Annotated in this window: 1 pseudogene; it reads right to left on the bottom strand. The window is 34.3% G+C overall.

Going from position 1 to position 233, the window contains the following annotated elements:
* Positions 1-233, bottom strand: a pseudogene (locus AC1RQI_RS17555) (hypothetical protein); the annotation flags it as partial.

Genomic DNA, 233 nt, shown 5'->3' with positions numbered 1-233 from the left:
CGATACCCGGTGCTAAAATATCCATAGCAGCAACGGTTTCTTTACCTGCTTCACAACCATCATTTAAACGCATATAAAATGCTTTAATAGCAGCAGGATAACCGGTTACAATAACCGGTTTTTTAAAATGTTTTTCTACCAAATAACGTTCATGTTCACTCTGCATATCAATTCCCCAACTAACATCGTACTTAAATTTTTTCTTTTTGTAGTGTGGAGAATCTAATAAAATC

Source organism: Salicola sp. AFF1 (assembly GCF_056783195.1).
Note: the sequence above shows the minus strand (reverse complement) of the source record. Positions and strands in the feature narration are given on the sequence as shown.